This is a genomic window from Pseudomonas sp. DF5, from assembly GCF_058148225.1.
The window spans coordinates 156,484-172,779 of the sequence record NZ_JBYVYM010000003.1 but is presented as its reverse complement, the minus strand read 5'-3'; the positions used below and the strand labels follow the sequence as shown (position 1 = coordinate 172,779).

Annotated in this window: 12 protein-coding genes and 1 pseudogene; 6 read left to right on the top strand and 7 right to left on the bottom strand. The window is 58.2% G+C overall.

All coding sequences use genetic code 11. The features are described 5' to 3' along the window. Nucleotides 1-71: 71 nt before the first annotated feature. Genes AC30D7_RS04215 through AC30D7_RS04205 form a run of 3 tightly spaced genes read right to left on the bottom strand, consistent with a single transcriptional unit; the run spans nt 72 to nt 3,379 of the window. Nucleotides 72-1,037 carry an HlyD family secretion protein gene (locus tag AC30D7_RS04215; protein WP_490133180.1) on the bottom strand — a complete coding sequence of 322 codons (966 nt, stop codon included), beginning with the start codon at nt 1,035-1,037 and terminating at the stop codon, nt 72-74. Between the two features lie 4 nt (nt 1,038-1,041). Next, nucleotides 1,042-1,242, bottom strand: coding sequence for a DUF1656 domain-containing protein (locus tag AC30D7_RS04210; protein ID WP_490133179.1), 201 nt, complete (start codon nt 1,240-1,242; stop codon nt 1,042-1,044). Continuing rightward, nucleotides 1,232-3,379: an FUSC family protein gene (locus AC30D7_RS04205; RefSeq protein WP_490133178.1), complete on the bottom strand. Its 2,148-nt coding sequence runs from the start codon at nt 3,377-3,379 to the stop codon at nt 1,232-1,234. Before AC30D7_RS04205 ends, AC30D7_RS04210 begins: the two co-directional genes overlap by 11 nt. Nucleotides 3,380-3,455: 76 nt before the next feature. Here AC30D7_RS04205 and AC30D7_RS04200 point away from each other — a divergent pair. From AC30D7_RS04200 to AC30D7_RS04185, 4 genes and pseudogenes are all read left to right on the top strand, one after another. Next, a pseudogene (locus AC30D7_RS04200) lies at nt 3,456-3,584 on the top strand (bestrophin family protein); the annotation flags it as partial. A gap of 76 nt (nt 3,585-3,660) precedes the next feature. Next, nucleotides 3,661-4,716, top strand: coding sequence for a tetratricopeptide repeat protein (locus AC30D7_RS04195; RefSeq protein ID WP_490133177.1), 1,056 nt, complete (start codon nt 3,661-3,663; stop codon nt 4,714-4,716). Nucleotides 4,717-4,869: 153 nt separating this feature from the next. After that, entirely contained in the window at nt 4,870-6,372 is a 1,503-nt protein-coding gene (locus AC30D7_RS04190) for an ATPase domain-containing protein (RefSeq protein WP_490133176.1), read from the top strand. Then, nucleotides 6,369-8,039 carry an ATP-binding protein gene (locus AC30D7_RS04185; protein WP_490133175.1) on the top strand — a complete coding sequence of 557 codons (1,671 nt, stop codon included), beginning with the start codon at nt 6,369-6,371 and terminating at the stop codon, nt 8,037-8,039. Before AC30D7_RS04190 ends, AC30D7_RS04185 begins: the two co-directional genes overlap by 4 nt. A 47-nt stretch (nt 8,040-8,086) precedes the next feature. On the opposite strand, the gene AC30D7_RS04180 is transcribed toward AC30D7_RS04185, so the two are convergent. The 4 genes from AC30D7_RS04180 to AC30D7_RS04165 form a co-directional block, all read right to left on the bottom strand. After that, nucleotides 8,087-8,464, bottom strand: a complete 378-nt coding sequence (locus AC30D7_RS04180) for a response regulator (RefSeq protein WP_018926027.1) — start codon at nt 8,462-8,464, stop codon at nt 8,087-8,089. Between the two features lie 44 nt (nt 8,465-8,508). After that, a complete protein-coding gene (locus tag AC30D7_RS04175; protein ID WP_490133174.1) occupies nt 8,509-9,723 on the bottom strand; it encodes a hybrid sensor histidine kinase/response regulator in 1,215 nt (404 codons plus the stop codon). A 78-nt stretch (nt 9,724-9,801) separates the two neighbouring features. Next, nucleotides 9,802-10,614, bottom strand: a complete 813-nt coding sequence (locus AC30D7_RS04170) for a CheR family methyltransferase (RefSeq protein ID WP_490133173.1) — start codon at nt 10,612-10,614, stop codon at nt 9,802-9,804. Beyond that, nucleotides 10,614-14,117: a response regulator gene (locus AC30D7_RS04165; RefSeq protein WP_490133172.1), complete on the bottom strand. Its 3,504-nt coding sequence runs from the start codon at nt 14,115-14,117 to the stop codon at nt 10,614-10,616. Before AC30D7_RS04165 ends, AC30D7_RS04170 begins: the two co-directional genes overlap by 1 nt. 257 nt (nt 14,118-14,374) lie before the next feature. Here AC30D7_RS04165 and AC30D7_RS04160 point away from each other — a divergent pair, with 257 nt between their 5' ends. Further along, nucleotides 14,375-14,785 carry a response regulator gene (locus AC30D7_RS04160; protein ID WP_490133171.1) on the top strand — a complete coding sequence of 137 codons (411 nt, stop codon included), beginning with the start codon at nt 14,375-14,377 and terminating at the stop codon, nt 14,783-14,785. Nucleotides 14,786-14,952: 167 nt separating this feature from the next. Next, nucleotides 14,953-16,248, top strand: coding sequence for a glycosyltransferase (locus tag AC30D7_RS04155; protein ID WP_490133170.1), 1,296 nt, complete (start codon nt 14,953-14,955; stop codon nt 16,246-16,248). The last annotated feature ends 48 nt before the right edge of the window (nt 16,249-16,296 follow it).

Here is a 16,296-nt window from a genome sequence, read left to right as displayed (position 1 = left end):
CCCGCGCCTCATTCGGTCGCGGGGCTTTTTTTGTCGGTCTTTAATTCAACACCTATCCCTGTGGGAGTGGGTTAGTGGGTTGCCTCGTTATCCCGGTTTTCCATGACAGTGACGGTGGCCGTGGTCCCGGCACGCAGGCGGTTTTTGGCGATATAGTCGGCGTCGATCTGAATCCGCACCGGCACCCGTTGCGCCAGTTTGACCCAGGTATAACTGGGGTTGATGTTGGCCAGCAGGCGACTGCCGGGGGCGTTCTCACGGTCGGCGATAGCAAAGGCAATGCTTTGCACCGTGCCACCGAAGGTCTCGCCGCTCATCAACTCGATCCTGACCCGATCGCCCTCCTTGATTCGCGGCAGTTTTGTTTCTTCAAAATAGCCACTGATATAAAACGAATCGCTGTCCACCAATGCCAACAGTGCCCCCCCGGCAGCGGCGTAATCACCCTGACGAGTCAGCAGGTTGGTCACGTAGCCGCTCACAGGCGCTACGACTCGTGTGCGCAGCAAGTCCAGTTCGGCCTGGGTCAAAGCCGCGATCGCCAGTTGCACGTTGGCGTGTGCCAGGCCCAGATTGGCCTGATTGCGCAAGAGTTCCGCCTGCGCCACAGCCACTTCGGTACTGGACTTTTCCCACTCTTCGCCAGAGATCGCGAAGCGCTGTTTAAGGGTTCGACGGCGCTGCTCTTCGCTTTGACGCTGCCGCAGCAGCGCTTCGCTGGAGACAATCGTCGCTTCGGACTGACCCAGCGTGGCTTTGGCGACTTCCACCGCGCGCTTGGCATGCTCCACCGCCAGCGTATAGCGAGCCGGGTCGATCTCCAGCAGCAACTGGCCTTTCTCGACATGCTGGTTGTCTTGCACACTCAGGCTGACGATGCGCCCCGAGACATCGGCGGACAACGTCACCACATCGGCGCGAACCCGTGCATCGCGAGTCCAGGGGGCGCGGGTGTAATGCTCCCAGGCGAACCAGCCGAGGATGACGGCCAGCACCACCACCGCCAGGGTCGCGAGTCGGGCAAGGATCGTCTTCAAGGCATCAGGCTCCCATCATCAGAATCAACGTTGCGCATACGCAGGCATACAACGCACCTTCGAACAGGGCTTCATGCCAGACAAAACGCAGCACCCCCACGCGGCGCAAGGTCCAGTCCAACAGCAGAAAAATCGGCAAGGCCAGCAACAGCGCCTGGGCGATTGGCGGCAGATAGACGCCACCCACTTCCAGATCAATGGGCAAGGGCCGGCACTCCTTCCACGTCTGTCGGTTGAAAATATTTGCGATGGCGCTCCAGGAACGACACCACGATCAACAACGCCACGCGCATCCTGAATACCGACCACAGGTGTTCATGAACGTCCAGATGCAAGTCGTCCATTTCATCGCCCAAGACACGCAAGCTTCCCAGCAACTGCTCAAGGTCAATCCCGGGCCGCCCGGCGATCAATCGTCCAGTCTCTCGGACAGCCGTCAGCAAACGGTTCTGTTGTTGCGTACTCAACAACGTGTTGCTCTGCCCCTGCTGCCTGAGCTGGTTCAAAGCCACCCCCAGTGCCATGCACCCGAGGCTGACTTCGAACAGGTCGCGGGAGTGCTTGTCGCTGGTCGCTGGCAACAGCCCCAACATCATGGTCAGGCGATCGACCATACGGCTTTCAAACGCAAATTGCTGTTCGTCGGTGGCCGGCGTCTTCAACAAAGCGTAGACCTGCTCGCAGTTTTCATTGAACAGCCGGCGTATCCGCAAATCGGGCCTGAACGGGAAGATCAAGGCGTAAACGCTGAGTGCCAGTGTGGCGGCGCTGATATACGCACCGGCAAACTCGAACCACTGAATGGCACTGTTCTGGCCGATTCCTGCGTTTTGTGGCCCCAACAACAGCATGGTCGTCAGCCCAAGACCAATGCCTGTGCCAGTGGTTGGCGGGCTGGCCAGCCCCACCGCCACGGCGTATAGCAATGGCGCAAATAACAAGGCGAGTAACTCGAAGTCACTGATCATCGGCATTAGCATGAACAGATAGAGCGCCGACACCACCAAGGCCAGAGCCAGTCCCCTGGCAAAACTTTGCGCGGCCAGCAACGGCCGCGGAAAAGTCGCCATCAGCGAACAGAGAATCCCTACCACGATCATCCCGCCGCGAGCCCCATCCCAAGCGGTCTCGACCCAGATCAGACCGGCCACCAGCAACGCGGTAAATGCCCGGATTGCGTTCATTGCCGCCAGCGTGAAGTCCAGATGCAACGGGTTTTCCTGGCCGCGGAACACACAGCTGGCTTCACGCCCTTCCTGGATCGCATCGCTCAGTTCCAGAATCTGCCCCAGTTGCTCCAGCATCCGTGCCTGCTCCCAGCGCAGTGCCCACGCCAATGAGCGCAGTGTCGCGGGCATCGTCTCGGTGAGCTGTTCGGCCTTGTAGGCCTGGTCATCGAAACGCTGTTGCAGCACCAAAAAATGCTGCCGTGCCTCGCTCGACAATGAGCGCCCTTGCACAGCCAATTCATCAAGAAATGTCAGTTCTTCGGCGCGCAAACGCTGTATCTCCTCCGGCAGCGCGCCTTCCCAACGTTCGGTGAGTAATTGCCGCTGGTGACGCAAAGCCGTCAGCCGCGAAGTCAGCAGCACCAGTTGATTGCCAAGCAATTGCACCAGGCTATTGGCGCTGCGCAACCGTGGTGCATCGAAGTACAAATGTCGACGCAGCCCTTCAAGGGCGCTGATCTCGCCCAACAGTTGCATTTGCCGCTTGTGGAAATCGGCCTCGCTTTCCTCGGTTCGAATCACCGCTGCCGCGTGAGTCGCGAGCAGTTTGATCACTTGATCGATCTTGGCGAAGTAACCCTTGGCCACCGCCTCCGGTCGCGCCGTCAGAAGGCTGACAACGCACACGCAGGCCACCGCCAGCAATGTTTCTGTCACGCGAGTGACTGCCAGCAGGAACGTACCCTCCTGATCGGGTTGCGCCAGCAGTGCCACCACCACCGCCGTGTAACCGCTCAGGACAAACGCCTGGGAACTGGTGTAGCGCAACAAGGTGCCGCCGGCGGTACACAGCGCCAACCACAAGGCCAGGGTGATGATGAAGGGCAGCGGCGCCTGGGGGAAAATGGCCATGATCAACACCGCGACCGCCGCGCCCAACGTGGTGCCGATGATCTGGCCGAAACTTCGGGCCAGGGCCATGCCGCCCAAGGGCTGACTGACGATGATCACCGCCATGATCGACCACTTGGGCTGGTCGAGGTCGAACACAAAGGCCAGGTACAGCGTCAGCAACCCGGCCACGATGGTTCTCAGGGCAAACAGCTGCACATCCCGTCCGGGGTTGAGAATGGCCTTGAAGTATTGAAGCAGCGGTTGCATGGGAGCGCTCATCGAGTCATCTCCTGCAAGCGTAGTCATTGCTTCAGCGCCTCGACGGGTTTCAGTGTCGACAGAACCTGTAGGCCTTTTCGGCCTCGATGAGAACAATCTGCCGTGCAAAGCGATGTTGCGCACACTGGAGCGCGAAGTACCGGCAGCGTTGGGGCAAACCGACTTGCCGCCGGCCCTTGAGCCAGACGACTACGTGCTTAACTGAGCAATGGTTTGACTCACAGCCCGGCCTGACCGAAGCTGGTCACTTTGCAAAAGCCTGTCAGCTCCCGGATTCCTGCATGCCTCAGTCCCGCCGCTATCTGCTCATCAGCCTCTGCGCACTGCTCGCCCTCGCCCTCGCCTGGTTTTTTTTACGCAGCACCACGCCTGTAGTGCCAGAAACGATCCGACGTGGCTACAGCGAAGCGCTGACCCAGGCACGCACGGGTCAACCGGGGGCGGCGCGGGTTCTTTACCAGCAATTGGGCCGCCCTGACCTGTCCGACAAGCGCCGCGTCTGGCTGCATGCCGAATTGCCCAATTACCCAAGCCCTCAAGCCTTGAAACTGGCGGATGCGGACCTGAAACATCCTTCCGCGGATGTGCGCATCGCGGCGATCAAAAGCATCAGCGGTTTAGTGCCCAACGGACAGCGCAGTCTGTTGCTCGGCCCCATGCTCGATGACAGCGACCCAAGCGTACGGTTTGCGGCGGTCAACGCCTTGCTGGGGCTGTCCCCGGATGAGCTGGGGTTATATTTCGGCCCCCTGGAGCAAGCCATCGATGCCTGGGAACAGGTTCTCAAGCACCAGCCGGAAAGCGCCGACACCCAGTACCAACTGGCGCGCCTGCATTTGCACAATGCCGAGCTGAAGGACGCGCAGCTGGCATTGGAGCGCACGTTGCAACTGGCGCCCGGCAACCTGCCGGCACTGGTGATGCAGATTGACGTGCTGGATCGACAGGGCCAAAGCGATGCCGCCCAGCAATTGTTGGCGAAGCAGCTGAAGGCCCAGCCCGATTCGGCCTACCTGCAACACGCGTTGGGGCTCTGGCTGCTGCATCACGGGCAAAATGAGTTCGCGTTACTCGGATTGTCCAAAGCCGTGGAACTTGAGCCCGACAACAAGGATTACCGCTACGACCTCGCCACCACGCTGCATGACGAGCAAGAGCTGGAGGCCGCACAGAAACAGCTGCAGGAAATCGTCCAGCGCCACCCTGCCGATCGCAAGGCGCGGGTGCTGCTGATCAACTATTGGAAGGAAAGTGGACAGTTGCAGAACGTGCAGATTCTGTTGGCGCAGCTCGAGCAGCTCAATCCGGATGATCCGGCGTTGCAGCAAGGACTGTAAACGATCGTTCTGTAGAAGCCTTCGGTAGCTGCTACAAATCAGAGAGTGAAAAGGTTGAACCGCCACCGCGGCCAGGGGTCAAGTGATCAGGCAGTCTATTTCAGGCACTTCAAGCCTGCTGCCTCGCTTCCCCTAGTCACGAGAGGGCATTTTTTGACCATATCTAACGAGTTGATCAGCGCAAAAGCCGGCACCGGTATCGAAGGTCTGGATGACATTCTGGCCGGTGGATTGTCCCGCAGCCATCTGTTCTTGCTGGAGGGTGAACCCGGAACCGGCAAAACCACCGTCGCGTTGCATTTTCTGTTGGCCGGCGCCCGGGCCGGCGAACGCTCGTTGTACATCACGCTATCGGAAACCGAACGCGAACTGCGCCAGGGAGCGTTGTCCCACGGCTGGGAGCTGGATGAGAACATCCATATCTTCGAGTTGACGCCACCGGAAAGCCTGCTCAATGCCGAGCATCAGCAGAGCCTGCTGTACTCCTCGGACCTGGAGCTGGGTGAAGCCACCAAACAGATTTTCGAAGTGGTCGAACGGATCAAGCCCACTCGCGTGGTGCTCGACAGCCTGTCCGAAATCCGCCTGTTGGCCCAAAGCTCCTTGCGCTACCGCCGACAGATTCTGGCCATCAAGCATTACTTCGTGCGCTACGACGCCACGGTGTTGCTGCTGGATGACCTGACCACCGAATCCCTGGACAAAACCGTGCACAGCGTGGCTCACGGGGTCATTCGTCTCGAAGAGCTGACGCCCAACTACGGTGCAGAACGCCGACGTATCCGCGTGGTGAAGTACCGCGGCCAGAAGTACCGTGGTGGCTTCCATGACTTCACCATCATGGGCGACGGCGTGCATGTGTTTCCGCGCCTGGTCGCGGCCGAACACCGCGGGAGCTATATCCGCCAGCAGTTGACCAGTGGCATCACGGAAATGGACGCCCTGCTCGGTGGCGGCATCGAAACCGGCTCCAGCACGTTGATCCTCGGCCCCGCCGGGACCGGCAAATCGCTGATCTCGATGATCTTCGCGGCTGCGGCGGTGGCCCGTGGTGAGAAGGCCGCGCTGTTCATTTTCGATGAAGAACTGGGATTGCTGTTCGAGCGGATGAAAAACATCGGCATCGACCTTCAGGCATTGCAAGACACCGGCAACCTGATGATCGAACAAGTGGACGCCGCCGAATTGTCCCCCGGCGAGTTCTCCCACCGGGTTCGCCGCTGTGTCGATGAGGGCCATATCAAAACCGTGGTGATCGACAGCATCAACGGCTATCAGGCCGCGATGCCCGAGGAAAATGCGCTGGTGCTGCACATGCACGAGTTGCTGCTGTACCTCAACCGCCAGGGCGCCGCGACGTTCATGACCGTCGCCCAGCATGGGCTGGTCGGGGACATGCAGGCTCCCGTCGATATTACCTACCTGGCCGACACCGTCATTCTGTTGCGCTACTTCGAGGCCCTGGGCAAGGTTCGCCGGGCGATCTCGATCATCAAGAAACGCACCGGCAGCCATGAATCGACCATTCGCGAATACCGCATCAGCAGCCAGGGCATAACCATCGGCGAACCTTTAGATGCATTCCAGGGTGTGTTGCGCGGCGTGCCGACTTACATGGGCGCGAGTAATCCGTTGCTTCGGGAAGATCTCAAATGACCGTCATGGCGGCGATGTCCGAGCGCGCAATCATTCTTGCGCCGCTGGGACGCGACAGCCAGATCGCGCTGACGATGCTCAACGAAGCCGGGTTCGTCGGGATCATCACCCGGGATCTTGCCGCGTTGTGCCGCGAACTGGAGCATGGGGCCGGATTGTTGCTGATTGCGTCCGAGGCCTTGTTGGGCGCCGACCTCGAACCGCTGTTCAGCCTGATCGAGCAGCAACCGGCATGGTCTGACCTGCCGATCGTACTACTGACCCACCATGGAGGCCCGGAGCAGAACCCTGCTTCGCGGCTCGGCCCCCAGTTGGGCAACGTGACGTTTCTTGAGCGGCCGTTTCATCCGGTGACCCTGATCAGTCTGGTCACCACGGCGTTGCGCGGGCGTCGACGACAGTATGAAGCCCGGGACCGGTTGGTTGATCTGAGCCAAAGCGAGTTGCGCCTGCAAAATATCCTGGAAACCCTCGAACAGCAGGTCGAAGAACGCACGGCACAATTGCGCCACAACGAAGAAGCCCTCAGACAATCACAGAAAATGGAAGCGGTCGGCCAACTCACCGGCGGCATCGCCCATGACTTCAACAACATGTTGACCGGCATCATCGGCAGCCTGGAACTGCTGCGTCGACGCCTGGCCCGGGGGCGCACCGAGGATCTGGACAGCCTGATCGACCTGGGGGTCACGTCCGCCAACCGCGCCGCAGGCCTGACTCACCGACTGCTGGCGTTCTCCCGACGCCAGTCGCTGGATTCAAAACCCGTGCAGATGAACGTCCTGGTGGCGTCCATGGATGAACTGTTACAGCGCAGCATCAACGAAAGCATCCATCTGGAAATGCAACTGGACGACCAGCTGTGGGTGGCCGAAGCAGACCCCAACCAACTCGAAAGCGCCCTGCTCAACCTGGTACTCAATGCCCGGGATGCCATGCCCGACGGCGGAAAACTGCTGGTCAAAACCGCCAACCAGCATCTGGATGCGGAGTTCACCCAAGCCCATAACAACCTCGCACCCGGTGATTACATCGCCCTGAGCGTCACCGATACCGGTTACGGCATGCCGGAAAGCACCATCAACCGCGCTTTTGACCCCTTCTTCACCACCAAACCCATCGGCCAGGGCACGGGCCTGGGGTTGTCGATGATTTACGGTTTCAGCAAACAGTCCGGCGGCCATGTCACCATTCACAGTGAAGTCGGAAAAGGCACCACGGTCAGTCTGTTTCTACCGCGCTTTCGTGGTGAGCTCGTTCAAGATCCACAAATCGGTCTGCAACACGCACCTTACGCCCGGGAAGGCGAAACCGTGCTGATCGTCGAAGACGACCCTGCGGTGCGAGTCCTTGTCAGTGCGGTATTGAGCGAACTGGGTTATGCCTTCGTTGAAGCGGGTGATGCCGACAGCGCGATGCCGATTCTCGATTCCGGTCAGCGTATCGACCTGTTGATCAGCGATGTGGGGCTACCGGGAATGAACGGCCGGCAACTGGCGGAAATCGGTCGGCAGTATCGACCGGACCTCAAGGTATTGTTCATCACCGGGTATGCCGAACATGCCGCCGTACGCGGTGGTTTTCTTGATCCCGGCATGCAGATGATCACCAAGCCGTTCACCTTCGACCTATTGACAGCGAAGGTGCGGGAAATGATCAGAACCTGAAGGACTCTGCGCAGAAGCTGCCGTGCGACACAACCGCCGACGCAGCTTCAGGAAAGCATGTCCTGCATGATCTGTTGCAATACATCCAGATCGAATGGCTTGGCCAGGATCGGTGCCTTGCGGGTGATCGGGCTGTCGGTCTCGCGGATTTCCTGCGGGTAACCGCTGATGAAGATCACCTTGAGTTCCGGTCGCAGCTTCACGGCAGGTTCGGCGATTTGCACGCCAGAAATCCCGCCAGGCAGGCGGAAGTCGGTGATCATCATGTCCAGGTTCGGTTTGCTCGCCAGGATCTCAAAGGCCTGCTCACCGTTTTCGGCTTGCAGCACCCGGTAACCTTCACCCGACAAATAAGCGGACAGCACCATCAAAATCGAAGGATCATCCTCAACGATCAGTACCACATCTTGTGCATCTTCACTCATGGAAAACCTTTGTTCGGTCAATAGCTGCTGATACGACCATGTGGTCAATCAGAGGTTGCGTTCATCGGGCTGTTTTCCTGCAGCGGCAGACAAACGCGAAACAAGGCGCCTTCGCCAATCCGGCTCTCGACGGTAATGGAGCCACCATGGGCGGCGACAATCTGCTGCGAAATAAACAACCCCAGGCCCAGCCCCGCCACAACGGCCTTGGTAGAAACCCGCTCGAACTGCTGAAAAATGCGCTGCTGATTCTCTTCACCGATCCCGATACCGCGATCCTGAACCTCAACCCGCGCTTGCCCGTCGTGATTGTACACGCGTACGTCGATCGCGCTCTTAGTGCCATAGCGCAAGGCATTGGTCAGCAGATTGGAAATCACTTGTTCGATACGAAACTCGTCCCAGTCGCCCATCACAGGTTGGTCAGCGGTCAAATTGACTGACGACTCCGCGGCCTCGATCTGTGGTGCAAAGTTTTGCAAAAAATTCTGTACCAATTGCACCAGGTCAAACCGACTGGGGCGGATCGACAGCTTGCCAGTGCGGATCCGTGACACATCGAGCATGTCTTCGATCAGGCGGATCAGGCTTTTGATCTGCCGCTCGTCGCGGTCGACCATGGCGTGCATTTTGCCCAGGGTGAACGCCGCAGCGTTATTGCGGGCCAAGTGCATCTTGCGCAACTGGGTTTCGAGGATCAGGCCATTGAGCGGCGTACGGACTTCGTGCGCGACGATGGACATGAAGTCATCGCGCATGCGCACCGCCTGCTCCAATTCATTCCGGGTGTTCTGCAACTGTTCGAGCAGCACCGTCTGTTCGCGGCGACTTTGCTCCAGGGCTTCGACCTGTTGCTTCATCGCCTTGCTCTGGCGATACAGATCGACGAACACACTGACCTTGCTCTTGACCGCGTGAACATCCAGCGGTTTTTGCAGGAAGTCCACGGCTCCGCTTTCATAGCCCTTGAACGCGTAGTTGAGCTCACGGCCAGCGGCACTGACGAACACAATCGGGATGCTTTTGGTTTTTTCCGTGCCGCGCATCAACTCGGCCAACTCGAAGCCGTTCATGCCGGGCATCTGCACATCGAGAATGGCCAGCGCGAATTCATGCTGCAACAACAGCGACAAGGCTTCATCGGCGGACAAGGCCTTGTAGACGATGAGGTCCTGCCGCTTGATCAATGCCTCGAGCGCCAACAGGTTCTTCGGCAGGTCGTCGACGATCAGTAGCTTGGCCTGGATGTTATGTGGCATGGGATTCGTTCCCGTTCGACCAGCAGACGGCCGAAGCACCGATCGCAATAGCTTCTACACAAGGAATACCTGCACGGTTCATGATTTGCGGTAGATCCTTTCTTGTTTGATCAATGGCTCAAACTGATTGCCATAGGCCGAAAAATCCAGGGTTTCTTTACTGCCCAGCGCCAGAAAGCCCCGATGACACAAAGATTCGTGAAACAAGCCAAACGTTCGATCCTGAAGCTTTTTGTTGAAATAAATCAGTACATTACGGCACGAAATCAATTGAGTTTCGGAGAACACGCTATCGGTGGCCAGGCTGTGATCGGCGAACGTCACGTTGTCGCACAGGCTCTTGTCGAAAATCGCGTAGTCGTAGGCCGCCGTGTAGTAATCGGCGAACGAACGCTGACCACCGGCCTGCTGATAATTGTGAGTGTAGGCCCGAACATTCTGCAGGGAGAAAATCCCCTGCCTGGCTTTATCCAGCGAGCGCGGGTTGATGTCGGTGGCATAGATGATGGTGCGATCCAGCAAGCCTTCTTCACGCAGCAGGATGGCCATCGAATAAACTTCTTCACCGGTGCTGCAACCGGCAATCCAGACCTTGATCGACGGATAGGTCTTGAGCAGCGGCACCACTTCCTGACGCAGCGCCAGGAAGTGCGAAGGGTCGCGAAACATTTCGCTGACCGGAATCGTCAGCAATTGCAGCAGCTGCATGAACGCGGTTGGGTCGTGCAGGACCTTCTCTTGCAGCGCCGAGATGGTATTGCACTCGAATTGGCTTAATGCATGGTTGACCCGACGCTTGATCGACGCGCCGGAGTAATCGCGAAAATCGTAGCTGTATTTGAGGTAGATCGCTTCGATCAACAACCTCAGTTCGATTTCGCTGCGCTCCATTAGAGGCGTTCCATCTTCGGTAACCACACACGTATCAGCGAAAACAGGCGATCCAGGTCAATGGGCTTGGCCAGGTAGTCATTGGAGCCGGCCTGCAAGCAGCGCTCCTGATCATCCTTCATTGCCTTGGCCGTCACCGCAATGATTGGTAGCTTGCGCCAGCGCGGGTCCTTGCGGATTTCGAGGGTGGCTTCGAAACCATCCATTTCCGGCATCATCACATCCATCAGCACCAGGTCGATGTCCTCGACCTCATTTAATCGCTCAATTGCTTCACGACCGTTACGGCCAATCACCACGACCGCGCCCTTCTGCTCCAGCGCACTGGTCAGGGCAAAAATGTTGCGTACATCGTCGTCCACCAGCAGCACTTTGCGCCCCTCGAACACCTTGTCGCGGCTGCGGGCGGTCTTGAGCATGGTCTGGCGCTCATGGGATAACCGGGCTTCGACCTTGTGCAAAAAGAGTGTCACTTCATCCAGCAACCGCTCGGGTGAACGCGCGCCCTTGATGATGATCGAGCGCGAATATTTGCGTAGTTCGGCCTCTTCGTCCCGGGTCAGGTTGCGCCCGGTATAGACGATCACTGGCGGAAACGAGCAGATGTCCTCGATGGACATGCGCTTGAGCAAGTCGTTGCCAAGCATGTCCGGCAGTTTCAGGTCGATGATCATGCAGTCGAAAATCGTGGTGCGCAGCAAATCGAGTGCATCCTGCGCCAGGCCGACCGCAGTGATTTCGATGTCCTCGTCGCCGATCAGCCGGGCGATGCTGTCGCGCTGCAGATCGTCGTCTTCGACCAGCAATATGCGTTTGACCTTCTGGGTCAGTTTGGCTTCGAGGCGGGCAAACACCTCCTTGAGCTCCTCGCGCGTAGTCGGTTTGACCGCGTAACCGATGGCGCCCATGTGCATGGCGGCCTCGACACGGTCTTCGACCGAGATCACGTGCACGGGAATGTGCCGGGTTTCGGCGTGTTCTTTCAGGCGCTGCAATACCGTCAGGCCGGAATGATCCGGCAGACGCATGTCCAGCAGGATCGCATCGGGGATGAATTGCCTGGCCAGCTCGTAGCCTTCATCGGCGCCGTGGGCCACCAGGCACTGATAACCCAGTTCATGGGCAAGATCGTAGAGGATGCGCGCAAAGTCCGGTTCATCTTCCACCACCAGGATGCAACGAGTGGCGAACGGAGCCTTGTTGCGGTCATCATCGAAACGCGCGATATCGACTTCGGCAATCAGCGGCACAGATGCGGCAATCACCGCGTTTTTCGATATGAGAGCCGGCATGGCCACTGGCGTGGCTTTCATCGTTTCGACAGGCGTATCGCCCGGTTCGATGTAGTGCTGCGGCAAGACCAGAGTAAACACACTGCCCTGCCCTGGCGTGCTGGTCAGGCTGATGGAGCCGCCCAGCAACGTGGCCAGATCACGAGAAATCGACAGGCCCAGGCCGGTGCCGCCGAAACGGCGGTTAGTGGCGCCGTCTGCCTGACGGAAGGCTTCGAAAATGCTTTCCTGATGATCCGGCGCAATGCCGATCCCGGAATCTCGAACGATAAAGGCAATGCCCTCGCCCGGCTGAGCCGCAACGATCAGGCCGACTGTGCCCTTTTCAGTGAATTTCACCGCGTTGGACAGCAGGTTCTTGATCACCTGCTCCAGGCGCTGACGGTCGGTGAACAGCATCAGCGGTGCGTCGGCACGCAATTCGACTTCAAAATCCAGTTTCTTGTCCGCAGCCAACGGCTCGAACATTCCTCGCAGGCCTTCCACCAGACGCGCGACGCTGGTGTTTTCCGGGCGCACCTCAAGCTTGCCGGCCTCGACCTTGGAAATGTCGAGAATGTCGTTGATCAGGTTGAGCAAGTCGTTACCGGCGCAGTAGATCGACTCGGCGAACGTGACCTGCTCGGCACTGAGGTTTTCCTGCGGGTTCTCCGCCAGTAATTTCGCCAGAATCAACGAACTGTTCAGCGGCGTGCGCAGCTCGTGGGACATGTTGGCGAGGAACTCGGACTTGTACTTGCTCGCACGCTGTAACTCTTCGGCGCGGGCCTCTAGCTCAAGCTGGGCCTGATTCAGTTCGCTGTTCTTCAGGTCCATGGCGTCGCGTTGCTCGGCCAGGATCTGCGCCTGCTCGGCGAGTTGCTCGTTGGTCTGCTCCAGCTCGACCTGCTGGGTTTCCAGGTGAGCCTGGGATTCCTTGAGAACCCGCGACTGCTCTTCCAGCTCTTCGTTGGCGCTTTTGAGTTCTTCTTGCTGAACCTGCAGCTCTTCGTTGAGTTGCTGGGTTTCGGCCAGCACTTCCTGCAAGCGCTGGCGATAGCGCGCTGCTTCGATCGAGGTGCCGATGTTGCCGGCAATCAGTTCGAGCAACTCGACGTCACGATCCGTCAGCGACCGCAGGAAACCCAACTCGATCACCCCATTGACCCGATCGTCATCGCTGGTCGGCACCGCCAATACACTGCGTGGCAAACCTTCGCCCAGGCCGGAGCTGACTTTGAAGTAGTCACCTGGCACCTCATCAAGACGAATCAGGCGTGCCTGTTGCGCCACTTGGCCGACAATCCCTTCGCCATTGTTAATCTGCTGCTCAAGCGCTTCCTGTTCACGGGAGAAACCGTAAGACGCGATGCGCTTCAAGCCACCATGCTCCTCACGGACATAGATCGCCGCAACGGCGCTGCCCAGGTATTGCGCGCAGAACTGCAGAATGTTGCGCCCCAACAGGTTGAGCGATAGCTGCCCCAAGACTTGTTCCGCCAGTTCGGTCTGGCCATTGCGCAACCAGGCTTGCTGTTCCAGACGCCGGGCGCTGGCTTCCTGCGCGGCAAGGTTGACACCATAGCTGCGGGACAAATTGAGCAGATCCCGACGGCCAATATAGGCCAGCAACCCGCTGATACCGGCCACGAACAACAGATAAAGGACGATGCTCCAGATCGTCGTGCTTCGCACTTCTTCGTTGCGCGTGGCCCGCAACTGCTGCTCCATGTCGATCACATCTTCGAATTGCTTGCGGATCTCATCAGTCAGCCGCTTGCCGCGCCCGGCCTTGATGACACTGCGGTAATCACCGCTTGCACGCTGCAAATCGATGATCGATTGCGCGTAATTGGCCCATTCCGTCTGCAAGGCCTGGAGCCGGTGCAGGCGGTCGGTCTGCACCGGGTTATCCGCCGTCAGCTCAAGTAAGGTGTTGAGGGCGACGGTTATTCTTGGCTTGGCCGTCTCATAGGGCTCAAGAAAATGCTCGTCGCCACTGAGCAGGAAACCGCGCATTCCGGTTTCCAGATCGACGGTCAGCTTTACCGCTTCATTGGCATTATTGATCACCCGGTCGGTGTGCTGGACCCACTGGATCACCGACAGCAGATAGGTAATCAGCACGACGAAGAACACCGAGCTGATGACGCCGACACCCAATGGCAGGCTGACGTTGCGGCTCAGGAGTTTACGAAATCGTTGCTCATCAACCGAAGGCGCAGAGGTCATGGGAAGCCTTGTCGAACTATTGAAGCCATCGAGTCTGCCCCAAAACGGCCGAGGCGATCCATTTTTCTGACATGTTTTTCGGCAATATCCTGCATTTGGCTGCTCTGGGGCAAAGGAGTGGTTATTCTGTGCAGCGCTTGTGCGGCTATTGTTTTTTGTAGCACATCGGGAACTTGCCGTGATCCGTCCCTTACTGATTCAAGGGCTCGGCGATTTCGATCGGCGCTACCGCAAATCCAACCTTTGAGAGCCCCACTATGTCCACCAACCCATCCACCATACTAGTCGTCGAAGACGATGCCATCGTGCGCACGCTGATCGTCGATGTGCTGGAGGAACTGGAATTCCGGGTACTTGAGGCCGACGGCTGTGAAGAAGCGCTAGCTTTCATCAACGATGAGGACCAGCAGATCGACTTGCTGATGACCGATGTGGGGTTGCCGGTCATGGATGGTCGGGAACTGGCCAAGCAGGCGCGCATGCTGCGTCCCGATTTGCCGATTCTGTTCGCCAGCGGCTATGCCGAAAGTATTGAGGTGCCTGAAGACATGCATGTGATCGGCAAACCATTCTCGATTGATCAATTGCGCGACAAGGTGAAAAACATAATTGGCAATAAATTAACTCCACGATGCCGGGGCAACTTGAAGAATCACTCCGATACCTGACGCATTGCAGCTCATCACCCGACCTTCGCTCATGACGCTCTCGAGCCCGGCTCGCCCCTGAAACAAGGGGCGCCCCCGGACGAACAGGGGAAAAAATGGAACGGGCTATGGTTTAATGCCGCCCCTTTTATTCCCCAGCCGCAGCCTGCATCAAGGACTTCCATTTCATGAGTCAACCCCGCCCAACCAAAGTCCTGGTCATTGGTTACGTCTGGCCCGAGCCCCGCTCATCGGCGGCCAGCGGGCATGTCATGCAAATTCTAGATACGTTCTTGCAGCAAGGCTGGGACATTACCTTCAGCAGTCCGGCCGGCACCGGTGAGCATCGTGCGGACCTGGCCGCGCTGGGTATCCGCGAAGTGCCGATCGAGTTGAACAACAGCAGCTTCGATGCGTTTATCAGTGACCTCGCACCGGATATTGTCCTGTTCGACCAGTTCATGATGGAAGAACAGTTCGGCTGGCGAGTCGAAAAACACTGCCCCGACGCCTTGCGCGTGCTTGAGACCTCTGACCTGCAAAGCCTTCGGCATGCACGGCATCAGCGGCTCAAGGAACGCTTGAAAGCCAGTAACGACGCCAACGATTTCAGTGAGCTGTTCGCGCCAGCCTTGCGTGAAGAGTTCCAGCTCATGGCCGATACCGATCTCGCCAAACGGGAAATTGCTGCGCTGTATCGTTGCGACTTGAACCTGATGATCTCTGATGTGGAGATTGAATTGCTGGTCGAGCAGTTCAAGCTGCCGCGCAATTTGCTGCACTGGTGCCCGCTGATGGTCGAACCTGCGAGTGTGCCGCCGACAGCCTTTGAAGATCGGGCGCACTTTCTCAGCATCGGCAATTTCCGACATGCGCCGAACTGGGATGCGGTGCTCTGGATGAAAACAACCCTCTGGCCGTTGATCCGCGAGCAACTGCCAACGGCTCAGTTGCATATCTACGGCGCTTACACGCCGCCCAAGGCCACGGCGCTGCACAACCCGGCGCAGGGTTTTCATATCATGAACTGGGCAGAAGATGCGTTGCAGGTGATGTCGGCGGCACGTGTGTGCCTGGCGCCGCTGCGCTTCGGTGCAGGCATCAAAGGCAAGATTGTCGACGCCATGTTGTGTGGCACCCCTACGGCGACAACCCCCATCGGGGCCGAAGCGATGCACGGCAATCATCCCTGGCCTGGTGCCGTGGCTCGCACGGCACGGGAACTGGCTGAATGTGCGGTGCGGCTGTACAAGGATGAATCACTTTGGACGCAGACCCAACTCAATGGGCAGAAGTTACTGGCTGACCGTTATCAACGGTCGGAACATGGCCCGGCATTGATCGAGAAGTTGTTATATTGCCGACAGCACCTCGCACAACTTCGAAGTGATAACTTCATGGGCAGCATGTTGCGTCATCACCACCACAAAAGCACGCAATACATGGCGCAATGGATCGAGGCAAAAAATCGAAACCCGGTTTGATTCCAGTACACTAACAACACATATTTTGCATTGCTCAATCCATTGATA

What these genes read in the sequence shown, in the direction of transcription:
- AC30D7_RS04205 (WP_490133178.1), bottom strand. Translation starts at nt 3,379, where the DNA reads ATGAGCGCTCCCATGCAACCGCTGCTTCAATACTTCAAGGCCATTCTC.
- AC30D7_RS04195 (WP_490133177.1), top strand. Translation starts at nt 3,661, where the DNA reads ATGCCTCAGTCCCGCCGCTATCTGCTCATCAGCCTCTGCGCACTGCTC.
- AC30D7_RS04185 (WP_490133175.1), top strand. Translation starts at nt 6,369, where the DNA reads ATGACCGTCATGGCGGCGATGTCCGAGCGCGCAATCATTCTTGCGCCG.
- AC30D7_RS04180 (WP_018926027.1), bottom strand. Translation starts at nt 8,464, where the DNA reads ATGAGTGAAGATGCACAAGATGTGGTACTGATCGTTGAGGATGATCCT.
- AC30D7_RS04175 (WP_490133174.1), bottom strand. Translation starts at nt 9,723, where the DNA reads ATGCCACATAACATCCAGGCCAAGCTACTGATCGTCGACGACCTGCCG.
- AC30D7_RS04170 (WP_490133173.1), bottom strand. Translation starts at nt 10,614, where the DNA reads ATGGAGCGCAGCGAAATCGAACTGAGGTTGTTGATCGAAGCGATCTAC.
- AC30D7_RS04165 (WP_490133172.1), bottom strand. Translation starts at nt 14,117, where the DNA reads ATGACCTCTGCGCCTTCGGTTGATGAGCAACGATTTCGTAAACTCCTG.
- AC30D7_RS04160 (WP_490133171.1), top strand. Translation starts at nt 14,375, where the DNA reads ATGTCCACCAACCCATCCACCATACTAGTCGTCGAAGACGATGCCATC.
- AC30D7_RS04155 (WP_490133170.1), top strand. Translation starts at nt 14,953, where the DNA reads ATGAGTCAACCCCGCCCAACCAAAGTCCTGGTCATTGGTTACGTCTGG.